The sequence below is a fragment of the Providencia sp. PROV236 genome, from assembly GCF_033676985.1.
GTDB classification, from domain to species: domain Bacteria; phylum Pseudomonadota; class Gammaproteobacteria; order Enterobacterales; family Enterobacteriaceae; genus Providencia; species Providencia manganoxydans.
This window is the reverse complement of the sequence record NZ_CP096297.1, coordinates 373,520-393,864: the sequence shown is the minus strand read 5'-3', so window position 1 is coordinate 393,864 and position 20,345 is coordinate 373,520. Positions and strand designations below refer to the sequence as shown.

Annotated in this window: 16 protein-coding genes; all 16 read right to left on the bottom strand. The window is 44.0% G+C overall.

Going from position 1 to position 20,345, the window contains the following annotated elements:
• Nucleotides 1-766: 766 nt before the first annotated feature.
• The 16 genes from rpoC to M1E96_RS01585 all read right to left on the bottom strand — a co-directional run bounded on the left by rpoC (nucleotide 767) and on the right by M1E96_RS01585 (nucleotide 19,973).
• Complete coding sequence (gene rpoC, locus M1E96_RS01660; protein WP_140182942.1) at nucleotides 767-4,987, bottom strand: DNA-directed RNA polymerase subunit beta'; 4,221 nt, start codon at nucleotides 4,985-4,987, stop codon at nucleotides 767-769.
• A 114-nt stretch (nucleotides 4,988-5,101) separates the two neighbouring features.
• On the bottom strand, nucleotides 5,102-9,130 hold the full coding sequence (rpoB, locus tag M1E96_RS01655) for a DNA-directed RNA polymerase subunit beta (protein ID WP_070928492.1): 4,029 nt from the start codon (nucleotides 9,128-9,130) through the stop codon (nucleotides 5,102-5,104).
• A gap of 348 nt (nucleotides 9,131-9,478) precedes the next feature.
• On the bottom strand, nucleotides 9,479-9,844 hold the full coding sequence (gene rplL / locus M1E96_RS01650) for a 50S ribosomal protein L7/L12 (RefSeq protein WP_070928490.1): 366 nt from the start codon (nucleotides 9,842-9,844) through the stop codon (nucleotides 9,479-9,481).
• 60 nt (nucleotides 9,845-9,904) lie between these two features.
• Nucleotides 9,905-10,402, bottom strand: coding sequence for a 50S ribosomal protein L10 (rplJ, locus tag M1E96_RS01645; RefSeq protein ID WP_070928488.1), 498 nt, complete (start codon nucleotides 10,400-10,402; stop codon nucleotides 9,905-9,907).
• Nucleotides 10,403-10,729: 327 nt separating this feature from the next.
• Nucleotides 10,730-11,431 (bottom strand): 50S ribosomal protein L1, encoded by a 702-nt coding sequence (rplA, locus tag M1E96_RS01640; RefSeq protein ID WP_070928486.1) that lies wholly within the window; start codon nucleotides 11,429-11,431, stop codon nucleotides 10,730-10,732.
• A 3-nt stretch (nucleotides 11,432-11,434) separates the two neighbouring features.
• Nucleotides 11,435-11,863, bottom strand: a complete 429-nt coding sequence (rplK, locus tag M1E96_RS01635; RefSeq protein ID WP_004264379.1) for a 50S ribosomal protein L11 — start codon at nucleotides 11,861-11,863, stop codon at nucleotides 11,435-11,437.
• A gap of 166 nt (nucleotides 11,864-12,029) precedes the next feature.
• A complete protein-coding gene (gene nusG, locus M1E96_RS01630; RefSeq protein WP_070928484.1) occupies nucleotides 12,030-12,575 on the bottom strand; it encodes a transcription termination/antitermination protein NusG in 546 nt (181 codons plus the stop codon).
• On the bottom strand, nucleotides 12,576-12,962 hold the full coding sequence (gene secE / locus M1E96_RS01625) for a preprotein translocase subunit SecE (protein WP_070928482.1): 387 nt from the start codon (nucleotides 12,960-12,962) through the stop codon (nucleotides 12,576-12,578).
• A gap of 676 nt (nucleotides 12,963-13,638) precedes the next feature.
• Nucleotides 13,639-14,823, bottom strand: a complete 1,185-nt coding sequence (gene tuf / locus M1E96_RS01620) for an elongation factor Tu (RefSeq protein WP_337979750.1) — start codon at nucleotides 14,821-14,823, stop codon at nucleotides 13,639-13,641.
• A 77-nt stretch (nucleotides 14,824-14,900) separates the two neighbouring features.
• On the bottom strand, nucleotides 14,901-17,033 hold the full coding sequence (gene fusA, locus M1E96_RS01615; RefSeq protein WP_070929361.1) for an elongation factor G: 2,133 nt from the start codon (nucleotides 17,031-17,033) through the stop codon (nucleotides 14,901-14,903).
• Nucleotides 17,034-17,116: 83 nt separating this feature from the next.
• Complete coding sequence (gene rpsG / locus M1E96_RS01610; protein WP_004262486.1) at nucleotides 17,117-17,587, bottom strand: 30S ribosomal protein S7; 471 nt, start codon at nucleotides 17,585-17,587, stop codon at nucleotides 17,117-17,119.
• A 98-nt stretch (nucleotides 17,588-17,685) separates the two neighbouring features.
• Nucleotides 17,686-18,060 carry a 30S ribosomal protein S12 gene (gene rpsL / locus M1E96_RS01605; RefSeq protein WP_004923923.1) on the bottom strand — a complete coding sequence of 125 codons (375 nt, stop codon included), beginning with the start codon at nucleotides 18,058-18,060 and terminating at the stop codon, nucleotides 17,686-17,688.
• 135 nt (nucleotides 18,061-18,195) lie between these two features.
• Nucleotides 18,196-18,483: a sulfurtransferase complex subunit TusB gene (tusB, locus tag M1E96_RS01600; protein ID WP_070929362.1), complete on the bottom strand. Its 288-nt coding sequence runs from the start codon at nucleotides 18,481-18,483 to the stop codon at nucleotides 18,196-18,198.
• 20 nt (nucleotides 18,484-18,503) lie between these two features.
• Nucleotides 18,504-18,863: a sulfurtransferase complex subunit TusC gene (gene tusC, locus M1E96_RS01595; RefSeq protein WP_070929363.1), complete on the bottom strand. Its 360-nt coding sequence runs from the start codon at nucleotides 18,861-18,863 to the stop codon at nucleotides 18,504-18,506.
• A gap of 7 nt (nucleotides 18,864-18,870) precedes the next feature.
• A complete protein-coding gene (tusD, locus tag M1E96_RS01590; protein ID WP_318710198.1) occupies nucleotides 18,871-19,272 on the bottom strand; it encodes a sulfurtransferase complex subunit TusD in 402 nt (133 codons plus the stop codon).
• A complete protein-coding gene (locus tag M1E96_RS01585; protein WP_070929365.1) occupies nucleotides 19,269-19,973 on the bottom strand; it encodes a transcriptional regulator in 705 nt (234 codons plus the stop codon). The genes tusD and M1E96_RS01585 overlap by 4 nt, the downstream gene beginning before the upstream one ends.
• Nucleotides 19,974-20,345: the final 372 nt, after the last annotated feature.

Genomic DNA, 20,345 nt, shown 5'->3' with positions numbered 1-20,345 from the left:
AAATATTGTTAATTTAATTGTGAAATATAAAAACAGAATTATTATCGGCAATGTTTTTATATATATAATTTTTAAATTCATAGATTTACCACTAAAATAAATCCAAAGAAACAAAATAACCCGTTTTAGCCGTACATCCTATTAATGTTAATCATTTCTCAGGCTCTGCCTTTGACAATTTATCTAGTTTCTTATGGCAGCCCTCAAAATAGACAATAAAATCTTTATTATTAATAGGTTATGCAGAAAAAAGATTTATTCCCACTAAAATTTAATAGTCGGACTAAAATATTATTACAACCGTTTTTAAATATACGAATAAAACTTAATTTTTAAAACACAATGAGAGTCATTCCTCTTTATAGCGTATTTTCCTAATTTAACACTTATTAAAGTTTCAAAAAATGAATAACTACTAGCATGATGGCAAATTTTAATGATAACACTGAATATTAATATTCCAGTGTGAGATTATGCGTTATGTTATTCAAATAGTCATTCTTTTAATTTTAATATTTATTCCTTAATTTATAAGGCCACTTTCCATATATATAACAGAAAAATAAAAAGCTAAAATAAATAACTCAGTATAAAATTCACCTGCATAAATTAAGATTACCACTACCGAGAGATTATTAATGGGTTATCTAATGATATTTACTACCATCGGTTAGGATGATTATTGAAAATAAGTTTTAAACATAAAAAAACCGGTGCATTTTATTGCACCGGTTCTATTATTGCGCTCTAATCAGACTAACGAGTCTTAATTATTATCGCTGCTGAAACCTGCATTTAACAGTTCAGCTAAGTTAGCCGTTGCTTCATCTGCGCTAACTTGTGGAGCTTCCACAACATCATTCAGATGACGACGACGAATACGATCTTGGTGATACGCAAAACCAGTACCCGCTGGGATCAGACGACCAACAATAACGTTTTCTTTCAGACCGCGAAGTTCATCACGTTTACCTGCAACCGCAGCTTCTGTCAGTACGCGTGTTGTTTCTTGGAACGATGCTGCTGAGATAAAGGATTCTGTTGCCAGAGATGCCTTCGTAATACCCAACAGGTCGCGATCGAATTTAGCAGAAATCTTACCTTCAGATTCCAGTTTACGATTCGATACTTTAACACGTGAATATTCTACCTGCTCACCTTCGAGGAATTCAGAGCTTCCTGCATCCGCGATAGTGACTTTACGTAGCATCTGACGGACGATAACTTCAATGTGCTTATCGTTAATCTTAACGCCTTGTAAACGGTAAACTTCCTGAACCTCGTTAGTGATATAACGTGTTACTGCATGTACACCACGCAGACGCAGAATATCATGTGGAGATTCTGGACCATCAGAAACTACATCACCACGTTCAACGATCTCACCTTCAAACACGTTGAGCTGACGCCATTTAGGGATCATCTCTTCGTACGGATCGCTACCATCTAGTGGGGTAATAACCAAACGACGTTTGCCTTTGGTTTCTTTACCGAACGAGATAATACCGCTGATCTCAGCCAGAATTGCTGGCTCTTTCGGACGACGTGCTTCAAACAAGTCAGCTACGCGTGGCAGACCACCCGTGATATCTTTAGTACCCACAGATTCTTGTGGAATACGTGCTAAAGTATCACCCGCGTTGATCGCGATGCCATCATCTAACTGAACAATTGCTTTACCCGGTAAGAAGTATTGGGTTGGCATATCAGTGTTAGGAATAAGAACATCGTTACCATTTGCATCAACAACACGTAATGCAGGACGCAAGTCTTTACCACCACTTGTACGCTCAGCAGTATCCAATACAACAATTGATGACAGACCGGTTAATTCATCAGTCTGACGGGTCATTGTTTGACCATCAATCATGTCAGAGAAACGGATAATACCGGATACTTCACTGACAACTGGCATTGTATGTGGATCCCAGTTAGCAACGGTTTCACCGCCTGCAACTGCCGCACCATCACCTTTAGTTAGATGCGCACCGTAAGGTACTTTATAGCTTTCTTTCGTACGACCGAACTCATCGATCAGACGCAATTCAGTATTACGTGAAGTAATAACTAGTTTGCCTTCTGAATTAGTTACGTACTTCGCATTGAACAGCTTCAGTGTACCTGAGTTACGAACTTGAATGCTAGATTCAGCCGCCGCTCGAGATGCCGCACCACCGATGTGGAACGTACGCATCGTCAACTGTGTACCCGGCTCACCGATTGACTGTGCTGCGATAACCCCGATAGCTTCACCTTTGTTGATGATATGACCACGAGCAAGGTCACGACCATAACAGTGAGCACATACACCGAAGTCAGTTTCACAGCTAACGACTGAACGGACTTTAACGCTGTCAACAGAGTTCTCTTCTAACAGGTCACACCATTTTTCGTGTAGCAGTGTATTACGTGGAACTAGGATGTCAGCAGTACCTGGGATCAGGATATCTTCTGCTGTTACACGACCCAATACACGCTCACGCAGTGGTTCTTTAACGTCGCCACCCTCGATAACCGGAGTCATCAGGATACCTTCGTGAGTACCACAGTCATCTTCAGTCACTACCAAGTCTTGTGCAACGTCAACTAAACGACGAGTCAAGTAACCGGAGTTCGCTGTTTTCAATGCGGTATCCGCAAGACCTTTACGAGCACCATGCGTAGAAATAAAGTACTGAAGAACGTTCAGACCTTCACGGAAGTTTGCCGTGATTGGTGTTTCGATGATTGAGCCATCTGGCTTAGCCATCAGACCACGCATACCCGCTAGCTGACGGATCTGCGCAGCAGAACCACGAGCACCGGAGTCGGCCATCATAAAGATACTGTTGAAAGAAACCTGTTGCTCTTCTTCACCGTCACGGTTAATCACCGTTTCAGTAGACAGGTTTTCCATCATCGCTTTAGCAACACGTTCGTTTGCCGCTGCCCAGATATCAATAACTTTGTTATAACGTTCACCAGCTGTTACCAGACCAGACTGGAACTGCTCCTGAATTTCTGCAACTTCTGCTTCGGCTTCTGCGATGATCCCTGCTTTTTTCTCAGGAATAACCATATCGTCGATACCAACCGATGCACCAGAACGTGCCGCGTAGGCAAAACCGGTATACATGATTTGGTCAGCAAAAATAACAGTCGGTTTCAGACCCAGTACACGGTAACAAGTGTTCAGCATTTTAGAGATCGCTTTCTTACCTAACGCTTGGTTAACCAGCGAATAAGGTAGACCTTTTGGTACGATCATCCATAAAATTGCACGACCAACAGTAGTATCAACTAAACTAGTGTTAATCGTAATGTTACCTTCACCGTCTTTCACTTCTTCAGTGATACGGACTTTAACACGGGCATGCAGTGATGCATGACCTGAACGGTAAACACGCTCAGCTTCTTTAGGGCCGGCCAAAACCATGCCTTCGCCTTTCGCGTTTACACAGTCACGAGTCATGTAGTAAAGACCCAATACAACGTCCTGTGAAGGAACGATGATAGGCTCACCACTTGCTGGTGACAGAATGTTGTTGGTTGACATCATCAACGCACGTGCTTCTAACTGAGCTTCCAGAGTTAGAGGAACGTGTACCGCCATTTGGTCACCATCGAAGTCGGCGTTATATGCCGCACAAACCAATGGGTGCAATTGGATAGCTTTACCTTCGATCAAAATTGGCTCGAACGCTTGGATACCCAGACGGTGAAGTGTTGGTGCACGGTTCAGCATAACTGGGTGCTCACGGATAACTTCATCCAAGATATCCCAAACAACCGCTTCTTCGCGCTCAACCATTTTTTTCGCTGCTTTGATGGTTGTTGCCAGACCACGTAGTTCTAGCTTGCCATAGATAAATGGTTTGAACAGTTCAAGAGCCATTTTCTTCGGCAGACCACATTGGTGCAGACGCAGGTATGGACCTACTGTGATAACCGAACGACCAGAGTAGTCAACACGCTTACCAAGCAAGTTCTGACGGAAACGACCTTGTTTACCTTTGATCATATCAGCCAAAGATTTCAGAGGGCGTTTGTTAGAACCTGTAATCGCACGACCACGACGACCATTATCTAACAGTGCATCAACCGCTTCTTGCAACATACGTTTTTCGTTACGTACGATGATGTCTGGCGCAGCCAGATCCAGAAGACGCTTCAGACGGTTATTACGGTTAATTACGCGGCGATACAGATCGTTCAGATCTGATGTCGCGAAACGACCACCATCCAGTGGAACTAATGGACGTAGATCAGGTGGTAAAACTGGCAGAACGTTTAAGATCATCCACTCTGGTTTGTTACCAGACTGAATAAACGCTTCTAGCAATTTAATACGCTTAGTCAGCTTCTTACGCTTCGTTTCAGAGTTAGTTTCATTTAACTCTTCACGCAGTGTTTCACACTCGTTTTCAAGATCGAGGTTTTTCAGCAGACCTTGGATTGCTTCCGCACCCATTTTCGCGTCAAATTCATCACCGAACTCTTCCAACGCATCTAAGTATTGCTCTTCTGTCAGAATCTGTGCGCGTTCAAGGCTAGTCATACCGCCTTCAACAACCACATATGATTCAAAGTACAGAACACGTTCGATATCGCGCAAAGGCATATCTAACAGCAAACCGATACGGGATGGCAGTGATTTTAAGAACCAGATATGTGCAGTCGGAGAAGCAAGTTCGATATGACCCATGCGCTCACGACGGACTTTAGTCTGAGTGACTTCAACGCCACACTTCTCACAAATCACACCACGGTGTTTTAAACGTTTGTACTTACCGCACAGACATTCGTAGTCTTTTACTGGCCCGAAAATACGCGCACAGAAAAGGCCGTCACGCTCAGGTTTGAACGTACGGTAGTTAATGGTTTCTGGCTTTTTCACTTCACCGAATGACCATGAACGGATCATATCAGGTGATGCCAGAGCAATTTTGATCGCATCAAACTCTTCGGTCTTGGTTTGCGCTTTCAGAAACTTAATTAAGTCTTTCACAAAATGGCTCCTGTCGGAGTTAGACCTGTCAGGTGAGTGGCCCCTGCCGCTCTCCCCTAATCCCAGTACTTATTACTGGCCGGAAGGCAAAATTCGCCTTCCGGTACAAACGAATTACTCGTCTTCCAGTTCGATGTTGATACCCAGTGAACGGATCTCTTTCAACAATACGTTGAAGGATTCCGGCATACCTGGTTCCATCTGATGGCTACCATCGACGATGTTTTTATACATCTTCGTACGGCCGTTAACGTCATCCGACTTAACAGTCAACATTTCTTGGAGCGTATAGGCTGCACCGTATGCTTCCAGTGCCCACACTTCCATCTCCCCGAAACGCTGTCCACCGAACTGCGCTTTACCACCCAGCGGCTGCTGAGTAACCAAGCTATAAGAACCTGTAGAACGGGCGTGCATCTTATCGTCAACCAAGTGGTTCAGTTTCAGCATGTACATGTAACCAACAGTTACTTGACGCTCAAACTTCTCACCAGTACGACCATCGAACAATGTAATCTGACCTGAAGTTGGCAGACCACCCAGTTTCAACAGTTCTTTAATTTCAAACTCTTTCGCACCATCGAACACTGGTGTTGCAATTGGCATACCTTTTTTCAGGTTCTCAGCCAGACGCATAACTTCATCGTCAGAGAAAGTATTTAAATCGACTTTCTGACGTGGGTCATCACCAAGATCGTAGGCTTTCTGGATAAACTCACGCAGTTTAGCAACTTCTTGCTGCTGTTTAAGCATAGCATTGATTTTGTCACCAATACCTTTCGCTGCCATACCCAAGTGGGTTTCCAGAATCTGACCGATGTTCATACGTGATGGTACGCCCAGCGGGTTCAGAACGATGTCTACAGGGTTACCGTTTTCATCGTAAGGCATGTCTTCAACTGGGTTGATTTTTGAGATAACACCTTTGTTACCATGGCGACCCGCCATTTTATCACCCGGTTGGATCTGACGTTTAACAGCCAGATAAACCTTAACAATTTTCAGTACGCCTGGAGCCAGATCATCACCTTGGGTGATCTTACGACGTTTCGCATCGAGTTTTTTCTCGAACTCAGATTTCAGTTCGTCGTACTGTTCAGCTAATTGCTCTAACTGGTTCTGTTTCTCTTCATCAGCCAGAGACAGCTCTAACCAACGATCGCGAGGCAGTTTATCCAGTTTTTCAGCTTCAATTCCGCCGTTAACCAATACAGAACGAATACGTGCAAACAGACCTGCTTCGAAGATACGTAGCTCTTCAGTTAAGTCTTTTTTCGCTTCACGTAACTGAGTTTCTTCGATTTCAAGCGCACGTTTGTCTTTCTCTACGCCATCACGAGTAAATACCTGTACATCGATAACTGTACCGGAAACACCGTTAGGAACACGTAAAGAAGAGTCTTTAACGTCAGACGCTTTTTCACCGAAGATTGCGCGCAGCAGTTTCTCTTCTGGAGTCAGTTGAGTTTCACCTTTAGGTGTCACTTTACCAACTAGGATATCGCCGCCTTTAACTTCAGCACCGATATACACAATACCAGACTCATCGAGTTTAGAGAGTGCAGCTTCACCGACGTTTGGAATGTCAGCAGTAATTTCTTCAGGCCCTAATTTGGTGTCACGAGACACGCAAGAGAGTTCCTGAATATGGATCGTTGTGAAACGGTCTTCTTGAACAACACGCTCAGAAACAAGGATGGAGTCTTCGAAGTTATAACCATTCCATGGCATAAATGCCACGCGCATGTTTTGGCCAAGTGCCAATTCACCAAGGTCAGTTGAAGGACCATCAGCTAACACGTCACCACGTTCGATTGGTTCACCTAACGATACACAAGGCATCTGATTAATACAGGTGTTCTGGTTAGAACGGGTATATTTAGTCAGGTTATAAATGTCGATTCCAGCTTCGCCTGGATACATCTCGTCTTCGTTAACTTTGATAACGATACGTGACGCATCAACGTACTGAACTGAACCACCGCGTCTTGCAACCGCAGTTACACCGGAGTCAACCGCTACTGCACGTTCCATACCTGTACCGACTAATGGTTTGTCAGCACGTAAAGTAGGAACCGCTTGACGTTGCATGTTCGCACCCATCAATGCACGGTTAGCATCATCGTGTTCAAGGAATGGGATCAGTGACGCACCAACAGAAACCACCTGTTGAGTCGAAACGTCCATATATTCAACCTGATCGCGGCTGAATAAGCTTGATTCACCATGGTTACGACAAGTAATCAGTTCTTCAACGAAACCACCATCTTCATCTAATACGGTGTTTGCCTGTGCAATGATGAAGTTACCTTCTTCAATTGCAGACAGATAGTGAATTTCGTCAGTAACGATACCATCACGAACTAAACGGTAAGGGGTTTCAAGGAAACCATACTCGTTGGTCTGTGCATAAACAGACAATGAGTTGATCAGACCGATGTTCGGACCTTCAGGCGTTTCGATTGGACATACACGACCGTAGTGAGTTGGGTGAACGTCACGTACTTCAAAGCCCGCGCGCTCACGAGTCAGACCACCAGGGCCTAACGCAGAGATACGGCGTTTATGCGTGATTTCAGACAGTGGGTTGTTCTGGTCCATAAATTGAGACAACTGGCTGGAACCAAAGAACTCTTTCACTGCCGCAGAAATTGGCTTCGCGTTGATCATATCTTGTGGCATCAGTGCATCAAGGTCGCCCAGAGAAAGACGCTCTTTCACTGCACGCTCAACACGGACCAGACCTACACGGAACTGGTTCTCTGCCATTTCACCAACAGAACGAATACGACGGTTACCTAAGTGGTCGATATCATCGACTTCGCCTTTACCGTTACGGATATCAATGAGCTTACGCATCACATCAATGATGTCTTCTTCACTCAGGATACCTGAACCTTCGATTTCATCACGGCCCAGTGAACGGTTGAACTTCATGCGACCTACCGCAGACAAGTCGTAACGGTCTTCAGAGAAGAACAGGTTATCGAACAAGTTTTCAGCAGCTTCACGAGTTGGTGGCTCACCAGGGCGCATCATGCGGTAGATTTCTACCAATGCACTCAGGCGGTCATTCGTTGGGTCGACACGAACGGTTTCAGAGATATAAGCACCGTGGTCTAGGTCGTTAGTAAACAATGTTTCAATTGTTTTATGACCAGACTGGCTCAGGCGTGCCAACATATCTAATGAAAGTTCCATGTTTGCTGCACAAATCAGCTCACCGGTGCTTTCATCAATGTAATCTCTTGCGACCACTTTACCGGCGATGTATTCAACAGGCACTTCAATGCTGTTGACTTCTTCTTTCTCCAGTAAACGGATGTGACGAGCAGTGATACGACGGCCTTTTTCTACATAGACTTTGCCGTTTGCTTCGATATCAAACGAAGCCGTTTCACCACGTAGACGCTCAGGAACTAGCGTCATCATCAGTTTGTTGTCACGGATTTGGAAAACAGTTTTTTCGAAGAACAGGTTTAAGATGTCTTCAGTGCTGTAATCCATTGCACGCAGAATAATGGTCGCTGGTAATTTACGGCGACGGTCAATACGTACAAACAGGTTATCTTTCGGATCGAATTCGAAATCAAGCCATGAACCACGGTAAGGGATAATACGCGCGTTATACAGGACTTTACCTGATGAGTGTGTTTTACCTTTGTCGCTGTCGAAGAACACACCTGGGCTACGGTGTAACTGAGAAACGATAACACGCTCAGTACCGTTAATAACGAAAGTACCGTTTTCGGTCATGAGTGGAATTTCACCCATGTAGACTTCTTGTTCTTTGATGTCTTTTACGGTGCCTTCAGGTGCTTCACGCTCATAAACAATGAGGCGTAACTTAACACGCAATGGCGCAGAGTACGTGACACCACGGATTTGACATTCTTTAACGTCAAAAACAGGCTCACCTAGGCGGTAGCTGACATATTGCAGTTCAGCATTGCCGCTGTAGCTCTGAATAGGAAACACAGAACGGAATGCTGCTTCCAGCCCGTTCTGACCATCAGGATCTTGCTCGATAAACTTCTGGAACGAGTCAAGTTGGATAGAAAGGAGATAAGGTACATCCAACACTTGTGGACGTTTACCAAAATCCTTACGAATACGTTTTTTCTCGGTATAGGAGTAAACCATAGGGTTCCTCAGCTCGCTGATCAGTGACCCACTCTGTCCGTCCATAAGGACAGCATCGCTAACGCTATTTTTTGAAATGGAAAATGAACACTTTCCGTAATACTCATTGCTATTACTCTTAAATCATTTCATTGTGCCACTCTGACTACCGAGCTACCCGAGCGGGTCGTAGCTGAGAACACAGTATATTAAGTCGTCAATAGAAAGAAGTATTGGAGGGTTTGTTAACATCAAAATTGCGTGAAAAAGCTGTTAACACCCAATCACGCTTTACAGCGCAAAAAGGCTGGTGATTAAAAAATCACCAGCCATCAGCCTTTAAGTTAGGCTGCAAACTGAAAACTGAACTTATTTAAGCTCAACAGAAGCACCAGCTTCTTCAAGAGATTTTTTCAGAGTTTCAGCTTCGTCTTTGCTAGCAGCTTCTTTGATAACTGCTGGCGCAGATTCTACCATATCTTTAGCTTCTTTCAGGCCAAGACCGGTTGCACCACGAACTGCTTTGATAACTGCAACTTTGTTACCGCCAACAGCAGACAGAACAACGTCGAACTCAGTTTTTTCTTCAGCAGCTTCAGCTGGGCCCGCAGCTACAGCTACAGCAGCAGCAGCAGAAACGCCGAATTTTTCTTCCATCATAGTGATCAGTTCAACAACGTCCATTACAGACATTTCAGCAACTGCGTCAAGGATTTGGTCTTTAGTGATAGACATAACAAGTGTTCCTAAAATTCAGAAATAGTTTATACGTTAAAAAGCAACGAAGGAAAGGGCTTATGCAGCTTCTTTCTGATCGCGCAGAGCAGCCAGAGTACGAACCAGTTTGCCTGCAGCGGCTTCTTTCATGGTTGACATCAGGCGTGCGATTGCTTCTTCGTAAGTTGGGAGTGTTGCCAGACGATCGATATCTTTCGCTTGGATTAACTCACCTTCAAAGGCCGCAGCTTTAATCTCAAATGCTGGATTCGCTTTCGCGAACTCTTTGAACAGACGAGCAGCAGCGCCCGGGTGTTCGTTAGAGAAAGCAATTAAGGTTGGACCAACAAACGCGTCTTTCAGAACATCATAAGAAGTTCCTTCAACAGCACGGCGGATCAGTGTGTTACGAACAACACGGATATAAACGCCAGCTTCGCGACCTGCTTTACGCAGTTCAGTCATTTTTGCTACAGTTACGCCGCGTGAATCAGCAACAACTGCAGAAAGCGCGCCTTTGGCTACTTCGCTGACTTCAGCAACAATCGCTTGTTTGTCTTGAAGATTTAGTGCCATTAGCTTCTTGCTCCTGGATTAACCGGGAAACCCCGGGACTCACATCACCCAAACACGACATGTGTAGGGCGCTAAAACACGGTGAGCAGAAGCCAAAATAAAATTCTGGGTATCTCTGTCACCGTCTACGCAGGTAAATTAAGTAGTTATTAATAACTAAGAACCACACCTGCGGTCTTGGACGGGGTCTGGAAAGGCCAGACTCCATACCGAAATTCGTGGTTTGCTAACACTTTAAATAGCACTAACAAACTCAAGGCGTCAGATTTTATACAAATCTGACGCAAAGGTAAAGTTTAATTACCAAATTAGCTATCAGCTAAGGTATTAAACTGCTGCTGACAGACCTGATTGGTCAATAGCAACACCAGCACCCATCGTAGTAGACAGGCTAACTTTCTTAATGAAAACACCTTTAGCAGAAGCTGGTTTTGCTTTTTTCAGCGCAACTAGCAGTGCTTCTAGGTTTTCTTTCAGTTTGTCAGCATCAAAGTCAACTTTACCGATAGTAGTGTGGATAATACCGTTTTTGTCGTTACGGTAACGAACCTGACCTGCTTTAGCATTTTGAACTGCTTCAGCAACGTTAGGCGTTACAGTACCAACTTTCGGGTTTGGCATCAGACCACGTGGGCCTAAGATTTGACCTAATTGGCCAACAACGCGCATTGCATCTGGAGAAGCAATAACAACGTCAAAATCCATTTCGCCAGCTTTGATTTTATCAGCCAGATCTTCCATACCAACCAGTTCAGCACCAGCTGCTTTAGCAGCTTCTGCGTTTGCGCCTTGAGTAAAGACAGCAACGCGAACTGAACGGCCAGTACCGTGTGGCAGTACAGTAGCACCACGTACGTTCTGGTCAGATTTACGAGCGTCGATGCCGAGGTTAACAGCAACGTCAACGCTTTCTACGAACTTAGCAGTCGCTAATTCTTTCAGCAGAGCAACGGCTTCATTGATGTCATACTGTTTAGTTGCATCAACTTTTTCACGGATATTGCGCATGCGCTTATTCAGTTTAGCCATTGATTAATCCTCCACAACCAGGCCCATGGAACGAGCAGTACCTTCGATTGAACGCATCATAGCGTCAACATCAGCACCAGTCATGTCCGCAGCTTTAGTTTCAGCGATTTCGCGAATCTGAGCAGAGGTCACTTTACCTACTTTGTCTTTGTTCGGCTTACCAGAACCAGACTTAACGCCAGCTGCTTTTTTCAGCAGAACTGCCGCAGGAGGAGTCTTAGTAACGAAAGTGAAAGAACGGTCTGCATAAACTGTGATAACAACAGGAATTGGCAGGCCTTTTTCTAGGCTGTCTGTTTTTGCGTTGAACGCTTTACAGAATTCCATGATGTTCACACCTTGTTGACCCAGTGCTGGACCAACCGGTGGGCTTGGGTTAGCCATACCAGCTGCAACTTGCAGCTTGACGTAGGCTTGTACTTTCTTAGCCATGAATATTTCCTCTAGATGGGTAATAGCGCCTAAATAATAGGCTCCCCGTTAATTAACACGCCCCGCAAATTAACTTTTACGGCTAATTTTGCGTAACGTAAAAAACAAAAGGCGCGAAATTATAGATAAATTTCACACCTTTTGCAAGCCAGTTTTGTCGCTAAGACTATGCTTTTTCGACTTGGCTGAAATCCAACTCGACAGGCGTCGCACGACCGAAAATAGATACAGAGACCTTCAAGCGGCTCTTTTCATAATCCACTTCTTCCACAACACCGTTAAAGTCAGCAAATGGACCATCGCTAACACGAACCATTTCACCCGGCTCAAACAAGGTTTTCGGACGTGGTTTATCACCAACTTGTTGCAGGCGATTCATAATCGCATCAACTTCTTTATCACTAATTGGTGCAGGGCGATCCGAAGTCCCACCGATAAAGCCCATAACACGAGGTACGCTACGTACTAAGTGCCATGACTCATCATTCATAACCATTTGAACTAATACATAGCCTGGAAAAAACTTACGTTCACTCTTACGGCGCTGACCACTACGGATCTCAACAACTTCTTCCGTTGGCACCATAACTTCGCCGAAAGAGTCTTCCATACCATGTAATTTGATATGTTCGCGCAGGGACTGCGCTACACGGCCTTCAAAACCAGAGAAAGCCTGAATCACATACCAGCGCTTTTTAGGTGAATCTGACATTTAGAATAACCTCAGGCTTGTAATAAACGAAACTAAACGTACTAGGATACCATCTAATCCCCACAGTATTAACGACATAACAGCCGTTACTACAGCAACAATCAAAGTCGTTTGTAATGCTTCTTGGCGAGTTGGCCAAATCACTTTTCGCATTTCAATGCGAGCTTCACGCGCAAACGCTAATGTTTGTTTGCCCTTTGTGGTCCACAAAGCGACAGCCCCTGCAATGGCGACAACAACCACAACAGCAAAAGCACGCAGCGCGAGATTATATTGACGGAAGTAATAGTTGCCAACTATAGCAATCATTAGCAGGACCGCAACCACGACCCACTTAAAGACGTCTACACCGCGTCCACTTCCTTGAGCTTCGCTATTCGCACTCATAATTCAACCTGTTACCATGAAGTATGTATAAAGCCCGCTAGCTTACAAATGTAAGACCAGCTGACCGAACCAATAGAATATGCCAACATATCCCTTATATACCCTCAATTCTTCAAGTTGCAGCGGTGTTGACTACGCTCAGCTAACCGGGTCACATAGTTTATCTATGCTCCCCGCCTATCTTCGCTTGTCGCCTACCTGCAACTCGAATTATTTGGGGTATATACTACCAGCCAAGCTTGCTAAGTCAGAAAGGGGTATCATTGACAACACCTGCAAAGTTAAAAGACAGGCCGATACGTTCGCACTATCTATTTCACAGGCCATTTCTAGCATGCCCAGCAAATTTTTTGCCATTTTATTTATGAAAACGAATTTCTAAATCTGGCAACGGTAAAATATACCATATCTTCTGAGCAAAACCTTAATAAATCTCATATAACTGCACAAAGCTGCTGATACAGTTGATATTTCGTTGTTTCAGAGCCTATCTCACCAATAATTTCAACAACTATTGATGAGATAGGTTCTTAATTTTACAACGTTATACTCGATAAAATCCCAGACACCACGTTATTGATAGTACTAACTGCACCATCAATTAAATGCGTCTTGAATTATTTCAAGTATAAAAAGGGCATCCTATAGATGCCCTTTTCACTAAAGTGGGTTGTGATTATGCAATGATTCTTGCAACAACACCCGCACCTACTGTACGGCCACCTTCACGGATTGCGAAACGCAAACCGTCATCCATCGCGATTGGGTGGATCAGGGTAACGATCATGTTGATGTTATCACCTGGCATTACCATCTCTACGCCTTCTGGCAGTTCGATAGTACCGGTTACGTCAGTTGTACGGAAGTAGAACTGTGGACGGTAACCTTTGAAGAATGGAGTATGACGACCACCTTCATCTTTGCTCAGGATATAAACTTCTGACTCGAACTGAGTGTGTGGCTTGATTGAACCTGGTTTTGCCAGTACTTGACCACGTTGAATTTCTTCACGCTTAGTACCACGCAGCAGAACACCTACGTTCTCACCCGCACGACCTTCGTCCAGCAGTTTACGGAACATTTCAACGCCAGTACAAGTTGTTTTAGCCGTTGCTTGGATACCAACGATTTCAACTTCTTCACCAACTTTGATGATACCACGCTCAACACGGCCTGTTACTACTGTACCACGACCTGAGATTGAGAATACGTCTTCGATTGGTAGCAGGAATGGCTTGTCAATTGCACGCTCTGGCTCTGGGATGTAGCTATCCAGTGCTTCTGCTAATTCAACAATTTTCGCTTCCCACTCTGGGTTGCCTTCCAGCGCTTTCAGAGCTGAACCACGGATAACTGGAGTGTCATCGCCTGGGAAATCGTACTGAGACAGAAGCTCACGAACTTCCATTTCTACCAGTTCCAGCAGCTCTTCGTCGTCTACCATGTCACATTTGTTCAGGAAAACGATGATGTAAGGAACACCAACCTGACGACCTAACAGGATGTGCTCACGAGTTTGTGGCATAGGACCATCAGTCGCAGCAACAACTAGGATTGCACCGTCCATCTGAGCAGCACCAGTGATCATGTTTTTAACATAGTCGGCGTGTCCTGGGCAGTCTACGTGTGCGTAGTGACGAGTAGGAGTATCGTATTCTACGTGAGAAGTAGAAATGGTGATACCACGCGCTTTTTCTTCTGGTGCGTTATCGATTTGATCGAATGCACGAGCGCTACCGCCGTAAGTTTTTGCCAGAACAGTAGTGATTGCTGCTGTCAGGGTAGTTTTACCGTGGTCAACGTGGCCGATTGTACCAACGTTAACGTGCGGTTTTGAACGTTCAAATTTTTCTTTAGACACGACTCTATTCCTTATGGAGTTCCCACTTCACTATAAAGAGGGAACTTAATTAAAGTAGTTAAATCGATTAAAACCGATTATTTAGCGTTACGAGCTTCGATAACAGCTTGTGCAACGTTGGTTGGTGCTGCTTCGTACTTCAAGAACTCCATAGAGTATGAAGCGCGGCCTTGCGTTTGTGAACGCAGGTCAGTAGCGTAACCAAACATTTCTGACAATGGTACTTGTGCACGAACAATTTTGCCAATACCACCGACCATGTCATCCATACCTTCAATCATACCACGACGACGGTTCAGGTCACCAATAACGTCGCCCATGTAGTCTTCAGGTGTTTCCACTTCAACTTTCATGATTGGCTCAAGCAGAACAGGTTTTGCTTTTTTGAAGCCATCTTTAAACGCGATCGATGCCGCCAGTTTAAACGCCAGTTCAGAGGAGTCAACATCATGGTAAGAACCGAAATGTAGACGAACACCCATGTTAAGAACTGGGTAACCAGCCAGAGGACCTGATTTCAGCTGCTCTTGAAGACCTTTATCAACCGCAGGGATGTATTCAGTTGGAATTACACCACCCTTGATTTCGTTGATAAATTCGTAGTCCATTGCCTTGCCGTCTTTGTCTGTTTTGTCCAGTGGGAACATGTCGATAACAACATGACCATACTGACCACGACCACCAGACTGCTTAGCGTGCTTACCTTCAATATCGGTAACTTTCATTGTGATAGCTTCACGGTAAGCAACTTGTGGTTTACCTACGTTCGCTTCAACTTTGAACTCACGACGCATACGGTCAACTAGAACGTCCAAGTGCAATTCACCCATACCAGCGATGATGGTTTGACCCGTTTCTTCATCACTTGATACGCGGAATGATGGATCTTCTTGAGCCAAACGGCCCAGAGCGATACCCATTTTTTCTTGGTCAGCTTTAGTTTTTGGTTCAATTGCAACAGAGATTACTGGCTCTGGGAATTCCATACGTTCTAAGATGATTGGCGCATCAACTGCACACAGAGTATCACCTGTAGTAACATCTTTCAGACCGATAGCAGCCGCGATGTCACCAGCGCGAACTTCTTTGATCTCTTCACGCTTGTTAGCGTGCATCTGAACGATACGACCAAAACGTTCTTTTTTGGATTTAACTGGGTTCAGAACAGTGTCACCTGAGTTAACAAAACCAGAGTAGACACGGAAGAACGTCAAGTTACCAACAAACGGGTCGGTTGCAATTTTAAATGCTAAAGATGAGAATGGCTCATCGTCACTTGCGTGACGTTCAGCTGGAGTATCTTTACCATCATCCAGAATACCTTTAATTGCAGGTACATCTGTAGGTGCTGGTAAGAACTCGATTACTGCATCCAGCATCGCCTGAACACCTTTGTTCTTAAATGCAGAACCACAGGTAACCAGGATAATTTCGCTTGCAAGAACGCGTTGACGAAGAGCAGCTTTGATTTCAGCTTCAGACAGTTCATCACCGCCCAAATATTTTTCCATCAGCTCTTCTGATGCTTCTGCTGCTGACTCAACTAAGAAGTTGTGCCATTCTTCAGCTAGATCTTGCATATCAGCAGGGATATCTTCGTATTCGAAGGTAACGCCCTGATCTTCATCGCTCCACTTGATCGCTTTCATTTTGATCAAGTCAACAACACCGGTGAAGCCTTCTTCAGCACCAACAGGCAGTTGTAGTGGAACTGGGTTTGCTCCCAAACGCGTTTTCAGTTGATCAACAACGCGCAGGAAGTTAGCTCCCATACGGTCCATTTTGTTAACGAACGCGATACGTGGAACTTGATATTTGTTAGCCTGACGCCATACAGTTTCAGACTGTGGCTGAACACCACCAACTGCACAGTAAACCATTACTGCGCCATCAAGAACACGCATTGAACGTTCTACTTCGATTGTGAAGTCAACGTGTCCTGGGGTGTCGATGATGTTAACACGGTGTGGCTCGAACTGTTTTGCCATACCAGACCAGAATGCAGTAGTCGCAGCAGACGTGATAGTGATACCACGCTCTTGCTCCTGTTCCATCCAGTCCATTGTTGCAGAACCTTCGTGCGTTTCACCAATTTTATGGTTTACACCTGTATAAAACAGAATACGTTCAGAAGTTGTTGTTTTACCGGCGTCGATGTGTGCACTGATACCGATGTTACGATAGCGTGATATGGGCGTTTGACGGGCCATTTTTTCCTCTCTCGTGGGCGTTCAATTCATCATATAAAGGGTAGCGGAAGGCTACCCTAAGAAGCATCACTAATGTGGCGAAATTACCAACGGTAGTGAGCGAACGCCTTGTTAGCTTCTGCCATACGGTGAACGTCTTCACGTTTCTTAACAGCAGAACCTTTGTTCTCAGCTGCATCCGATAATTCGTTTGCCAGGCGCAGAGCCATTGACTTATCACCGCGTTTACGAGCAGCATCAACGATCCAACGCATTGCCAGAGCATTACGACGAACCGGACGAACTTCAACAGGAACTTGGTAAGTTGAACCACCAACACGGCGAGATTTAACTTCGACGGTCGGACGCACGTTGTCTAGTGCTAGTTCGAATGCGTCAAGTTCAGTCTTACCAGAACGCTGAGCCAGGGTCTCAAGCGCGTTATATACGATTGCTTCAGCAGTAGATTTTTTCCCGTCTACCATCAGGATGTTCACAAACTTGGCCAGTAATTCTGATCCGAACTTAGGATCTGGAAGAATTTTACGTTGACCAATTACGCGACGACGTGGCATGGATATTACTCCGTTGTTAATTCAGGTTTGCCCAAAACTCTATTAGAGTATTTTGACATTAAGATTAAAAATGTTTGGCCTTACTTAACGGAGAACCATTAAGCCTTAGGTTTTTTAGCACCGTATTTAGAACGGGCTTGTTTGCGGTCTTTAACACCAGAACAGTCCAGTGCGCCGCGAACGGTGTGATAACGCACACCAGGCAAGTCTTTAACACGACCGCCACGGATTAGGATTACGGAGTGCTCCTGCAAGTTGTGGCCTTCACCACCAATGTAGGAAGAAACTTCATAACCGTTAGTTAAACGAACACGGCACACTTTACGTAGTGCTGAGTTAGGTTTTTTAGGAGTGGTGGTATATACACGAGTACATACGCCACGTTTTTGCGGGCAAGCTTCCAGTGCTGGAACGTTGCTTTTAACAACTTTCGAGCTACGAGATTTGCGTACCAGCTGATTAATAGTTGCCATTATTAAAAAAGCTCCTGGTTTTTTGCTTCGTAAACACGGATTTCGACCTCGTTCGCCAGCATGACGATACACGAGGACGCGAAATTTTATTGCCGACTGGCTCAGGTGTCAAGAAATATACAACTTTTAACCCATTTATAGGGCAAAATGTTGTTTATGGCTCACAGTTAGTTGAACAAAATCCTGATATGAGGCTAAAGTTACCTGCTCTGAAATCATATACTGTAAGCCCCGCGCATTAACATCTGCACTTAATGCGTAGATTGGTACACCTTTTTTTTGAAGTTCACCTAGATGGGAAGATTGCCTAATTGCGGCAACAACACCATCTTGCAGTAGTAATACAGCATCATTAGGCGTAATTAGCCTTAATATTGCCGTGAAGTCACACTGGAAAGGTGAAGCGGCTATAGTATAAAGCATAGAAAAGATCCTACAACAGATCAAAATTTAAGCACAACATCAAAGTCAGATAATTTATCGCGAATTTGTGTCGAACTGATGACAGTTGCTTCCACCACCCATTCGCTGTGCTCGCTAATCCCTCTTTCCGCTAATGAATCCGCACAGATATAAATTTTATCAATGTCGTAGAGAGGAAGAACTTTAAATGTTGAAATATAGTCTCTTGCCAATATTTCTTGAGGGCTTTGATGAGCAAGCAATTGGCAAACACCATCAGAGAGAAAAAAGACACTGATATCTTCAGTCAATGCGGATGTGGCTAATAGCGCATCCAGCCCTTCACGACCACTGTTATTTCCATGGGGCATTGATGTAAAAACAAAGGCAAATTTTTTCATGTCAGCCTCAGAAACGGATGGTTCGGTCTGCTATCATCATTGCCTCAGCTAAACTTCCTAGCCCACTCATGGTAAAACCGGCACCTAAGTTGTTTGATGGCAATCTTAATAGTTTAGCTTGCTCATCATCAACAACTCCTCGACGAAGTGCCGCAGAAACGCAAATGTGCATTTCACAGCCCGCTGTTTCTGCCAGTTGCTGCCATGCTTTAACTAAATTGAACTCATCATTGGCGGGGGAGGTTAATTCGTTCGCATTTGCCACTCCTTCACTATAAAAAAAGAGTGTTTTTAAGCGGTGCCCTTCTTTCAGAAGAGCACAAGCAAATTGATAGGCGCTGGTCGCTTGCTGAGTGCCATAAGCAGGCCCCGTTACTAACAAGCAGTATGTGAGAGGTTGTTGACTCATTCCTCACTCTTAAATTGGCGAATATAAAGATAAACCGTATGTTTAGAGATATTTAAACGATCTGCCACTTGGTTGATGGCATCTTTAATATCAAAAATACCTTTTTCGTACAGGTTGAGTACAACTTGCTTGTTTTTCGCATTGTTTGATACGTTACGATCTGCTCCCACCTCTTCAATCGTAAATTCTAATGTTTGTGCAACAAGGTCATCGACTGAAGAAGCAAAGTTAACATCAGAAGTAATCTCTTGTTTTTCTTCTGGAACAAAACTTTTAATAATTTCAGAAAATGGAACATCAAGGTTCATATTAATACACAATAGCCCGATAACACGCTGATGACGGTTACGGATAGCTATTGTGACTGATTTCATTAAATCACCACTTTTTGCTTTGGTGAAATAGGCCTTAGAGACATTTGATTCTTCATCAGCCATATCATGCAGCATACGTAATGCGAGATCAGTAATTGGTGATCCTATTTGACGCCCAGTATGTTGCCCATTGGCTATTCTGACGGCTGAACATTTTAAATCTTCCAATGAATGAAGGACAATTTCACAATGTGCACCTATCAACATAGCTAAGCCATCTACGGCGGCTTCATATGATTTTAAAATTTCATGGTCAACCGCGGTAAAAGGCTCGTTATTTAATAAATTAATATCACTGTGGTCGTTCGAAAGTACTGAGTTAGACATTTTTAAACACCATCCTTCAAGTGTAAGCAAATTCGCCATACTGACGAATGAAGCGTTAATTGTTCGATGCTTTGAGCTTCATTGCATTGTTCGCGGTCAGCAAATATGGCGATAAATAATTAGGCCGAATATACTGAAGGTAAAACTACGAAGGGCTGACGTCAAGCAGTTGCGTACAAGACAGTTTGTTTTATCACAAGTTTTAAACAAAAAAAGTCTTAATTTTAGCAGGTTTTTAAAATATTGAGCGGAGACTAAACTGGTTATAATTTTCTTATATACCTATTAATAATCAATTGATTACTCATTAACCATAGTATTTCTAGGCCAAATAATTAGAGGTGCAATAAATGCACCTCTAATGAAGACACT

What these genes read in the sequence shown, in the direction of transcription:
- rplL (WP_070928490.1), bottom strand. Translation starts at nt 9,844, where the DNA reads ATGTCTATCACTAAAGACCAAATCCTTGACGCAGTTGCTGAAATGTCT.
- tusB (WP_070929362.1), bottom strand. Translation starts at nt 18,483, where the DNA reads ATGCTTTATACTATAGCCGCTTCACCTTTCCAGTGTGACTTCACGGCA.
- M1E96_RS01585 (WP_070929365.1), bottom strand. Translation starts at nt 19,973, where the DNA reads ATGTCTAACTCAGTACTTTCGAACGACCACAGTGATATTAATTTATTA.
- nusG (WP_070928484.1), bottom strand. Translation starts at nt 12,575, where the DNA reads ATGTCAGATTCACCTAAAAAGCGCTGGTATGTGATTCAGGCTTTCTCT.
- tusD (WP_318710198.1), bottom strand. Translation starts at nt 19,272, where the DNA reads ATGAGTCAACAACCTCTCACATACTGCTTGTTAGTAACGGGGCCTGCT.
- secE (WP_070928482.1), bottom strand. Translation starts at nt 12,962, where the DNA reads ATGAGTGCGAATAGCGAAGCTCAAGGAAGTGGACGCGGTGTAGACGTC.
- rplA (WP_070928486.1), bottom strand. Translation starts at nt 11,431, where the DNA reads ATGGCTAAACTGAATAAGCGCATGCGCAATATCCGTGAAAAAGTTGAT.
- rpoB (WP_070928492.1), bottom strand. Translation starts at nt 9,130, where the DNA reads ATGGTTTACTCCTATACCGAGAAAAAACGTATTCGTAAGGATTTTGGT.
- rpsG (WP_004262486.1), bottom strand. Translation starts at nt 17,587, where the DNA reads ATGCCACGTCGTCGCGTAATTGGTCAACGTAAAATTCTTCCAGATCCT.
- rplK (WP_004264379.1), bottom strand. Translation starts at nt 11,863, where the DNA reads ATGGCTAAGAAAGTACAAGCCTACGTCAAGCTGCAAGTTGCAGCTGGT.
- rpsL (WP_004923923.1), bottom strand. Translation starts at nt 18,060, where the DNA reads ATGGCAACTATTAATCAGCTGGTACGCAAATCTCGTAGCTCGAAAGTT.
- rplJ (WP_070928488.1), bottom strand. Translation starts at nt 10,402, where the DNA reads ATGGCACTAAATCTTCAAGACAAACAAGCGATTGTTGCTGAAGTCAGC.
- tusC (WP_070929363.1), bottom strand. Translation starts at nt 18,863, where the DNA reads ATGAAAAAATTTGCCTTTGTTTTTACATCAATGCCCCATGGAAATAAC.
- fusA (WP_070929361.1), bottom strand. Translation starts at nt 17,033, where the DNA reads ATGGCCCGTCAAACGCCCATATCACGCTATCGTAACATCGGTATCAGT.